The 3,082-nt window shown below is 70.1% G+C and carries 2 protein-coding genes; one reads left to right on the top strand and one right to left on the bottom strand.

The genetic code is table 11. From position 1 onward, the window contains the following. Positions 1 to 714, bottom strand: a 714-nt coding sequence (locus G3O00_RS41615; RefSeq protein WP_206146483.1) for an NAD(+)/NADH kinase, incomplete at its 3' end; no start/stop codon positions are given. Positions 715 to 1,248: 534 nt separating this feature from the next. Here G3O00_RS41615 and G3O00_RS41620 point away from each other — a divergent pair. Continuing rightward, positions 1,249 to 3,082 (top strand): sigma-54-dependent Fis family transcriptional regulator (locus tag G3O00_RS41620; protein WP_206146484.1); only part of this gene is annotated, 1,834 nt, incomplete at its 3' end.

Below are 3,082 nucleotides of genomic sequence, written 5' to 3' on the forward strand. Positions count from 1 at the left end.
GCCGCCGAGCGCGGACAGGCCGATCCCGTCCGGTTCCGCAAACGTCAGGTAGAGCGAATCGATGTCGTCGGAACCCGAGATCGCGCGGGCGCCGATGAAACGCTGCCGCGCGGCGCACACGTCGACGAGCGCGATCTCCTCGCGCCCCGGCTGTGCGCCCGCCACGCAGCGCACGACGAGCCGCTTGTTGCGCGTGAACGCGACTTCGGCCGGCACCGCGCCGGTCGCGGCGAGTCCTGCCGCGACGCCGGCGACGGTGGCTTCGCGATGTTCGGGAAAGGCGTTGTTGGTACCGGTGGACAGCGCGACGAGCGGCGTCGCGCCGCAGTGCGCGGCGACGGCGCGGTGAGTGCCGTCGCCGCCGAGCACGACGATCAGCGCGACTTCCATCCGGTGCAGGTAGGCGGCGCCGGCCTGGGTATCGGCGACGGAGTCGGTAATCGGCAGGTCGACGAATTCGACTTCGGGCCAGCGCTCGTGCGGCGCGACCGCCCGATGCGTGTCGATCGCACGCAGCAGCAGCGTCGCGATGCCCGTCCGGTCGCGCAGCGTCAGCACGCGCTCGACGCCCATCGCGCCGAGGCCGGCCAGCAGGCGCACGATCATGTTCGCCTTCTCGGCCGTCGGAAACACGGAGGCATGCGTCGTAAGGCGGCGGATGTCGCGCCCCGATGCGGGGTTCGCGATCACGCCAACGGTAACGGGCGTCGTCACGGGTTTGTCTCCATCCAGTTGGCCGGCCGCAGCGCGTTGGCGTACTGCGGCCCTGCCTGTCTCGTCCGCTGCCATCGTCGGGTGGCGGATCGTCGTCATCGACGCGACCGCGCCGACTTGCCCGTGATATCTGCAAGCGGCGTGCCATCGTGCGCGCGATGAACGTGAAACCCTTGTGAATGCTGACGAGACGGGGATGCCCGTGTTTCGGATTCGCTGCTGGAAGGGCCGAACGTGCGGCCATTCGGCCCGCTCGTCTCACATCGCCGATTCAATGAAACGGCCACCGCGACGCCGGTGCAAGCGCACCGCTGCGCCCGCAAACCCCGCGGTATCGCGGCGCCGCGCAGGCCGCGTCATGCCGGACGATCGCCGCAGCGCGCACATGAACGTGTCTCAACGTCACGAGACAGCCCGCGATACCGGTGAGACGAACGTCTCACGCCCGCCGCGTGCTGCGATGCAATGTGATCCGTCGAACCGGATGTGCTACAAGAACATCGCATCCCCCGCCGTACGGAACCGGAGCCGACCATGCCTTACGCCGTCCCCCAGGCCCAGCACGCCGACCGTGTGCTCGGCGCGCTCGCCGGACGCCTGCCCGCGCCGGCCGAATCCACGCGCCTCGTGTCGTCGTGGCAACGGTCGCTGGAGCGCTACTGTCTCGACCCCGCTTCATCGATCGGCCCGCGCGTGCTGACCGCAGCCGAGCTGCGCGAAGTGCGCGACAAGGAGGAAGCCTTCCTGCGCGCGTCGGGCCAGTGCCTGACGCGGCTGCACGACATGATCCGCGTCGCCGACTACTGCGTGATGCTGACCGACGCGCACGGCGTGACGATCGACTACCGGATCGACCGCGAGCGCCGCAACGACTTCCGCCATGCAGGGCTGCACATCGGTTCGTGCTGGTCGGAAAGCGAGGAAGGCACGTGCGGTGTCGCGAACGTGCTGACCGATCTCGCGCCGATCACCGTGCACAAGACCGATCACTTTCGTGCGGCGTTCACGACGCTCACCTGCAGCGCGGCGCCGATCTTCTCGCCGGGCGGCGAACTGATCGGCGTGCTCGACGCGTCGGCCGTTCATTCGCCCGACGGCCGCGACAGCCAGCGTCTCGTCTATCAGCTCGTGCGGCAGAGCGCGGCGCTGATCGAGGACGGCTACTTCGTACACAGCACCGCGCAGCACTGGATCCTGTTCGGGCATCCGAATCGTCACTACGTCGAAGCGCAACCGGAGTGGCTGATCGCGTTCGACGAATGCGGCAACATCGTCGCCGCGAACCGGCAGGCGCGCGACGCGCTGCCGGCGCTGCGCGAACCGCGCCATATCGACGAGATCTTCGATGCAACCGAGATGCCGCTGCGCGATGCCGCACGGCTCGATGCGATCGTCGCGCTGCGGCTGCGCGCAACCGGCGCGCCGCTCTATGCGCGGCTGCGTGCGCCGCTACGGCGCCCCGGCCGCGAACCCGGCACGGCCTCGCGCCGCCCGGGCACCGCGCAACGCCACGTCGGCGCGCTGACGCCGTTCCTGCACAGCAGCGACGCGCATATCGCGCAGCAGGCCGAGCTCGCGCTGCGTGTCGCGAGCAAGCGGCTGCCGATTCTCGTGCTCGGCGAAACCGGTGCGGGGAAGGAAGTATTCGCGCGTGCGATCCACGATGCCGGTGCGCGGCGCGCGCGGCCGTTCATCGCGGTCAACTGCGGCGCGCTGCCGGAAGCGCTGATCGAGAGCGAACTGTTCGGCTATGCGGCCGGCGCGTTCACCGGCGCACGCAAGCATGGCGCGCGCGGCAAGATCGCACTCGCCGACGGTGGCACGCTGTTCCTCGACGAAATCGGCGACATGCCGCTCGCGCTGCAGACGCGCCTGCTGCGCGTGCTCTCCGATGGCGAAGTCGTGCCGCTCGGCAGCGACACGCCCGTACGCGTCGATCTCGACGTGATCTGCGCGACGCACCGCGATCTCGCACGCATGGTGGCCGACGGCACGTTCCGCGAGGACCTGTACTACCGGCTGAGCGGCGCGACGTTCGAACTGCCGCCGCTGCGCGAGCGCGCCGATGTGCGCGACGTGATCGCCGCCGTATTCGCCGAAGAGGCGCAGGCAACCGGCCACGTGCTGACGCTCGATGCGACGCTCGCCGAACAGCTCGCCGCGTATCCGTGGCCCGGCAATGTTCGACAGCTGCGCAACGTGCTGCGCTACGCGTGTGCCGTGTGCGACGCCGCGCGCGTGACGCGGCAGGATCTGCCGGCCGATATCGCCGCGCAGCTCGGCGGCACGTCGCCCGGCATGCTGCCCGACGACGAACGCGGCCGCATCGTCGCGGCGCTCACCGCGCACCGCTGGCGGCCCGACGCGG

The sequence above is a fragment of the Burkholderia sp. Ac-20384 genome, assembly GCF_017104605.1.
GTDB lineage: Bacteria > Pseudomonadota > Gammaproteobacteria > Burkholderiales > Burkholderiaceae > Burkholderia > Burkholderia lata.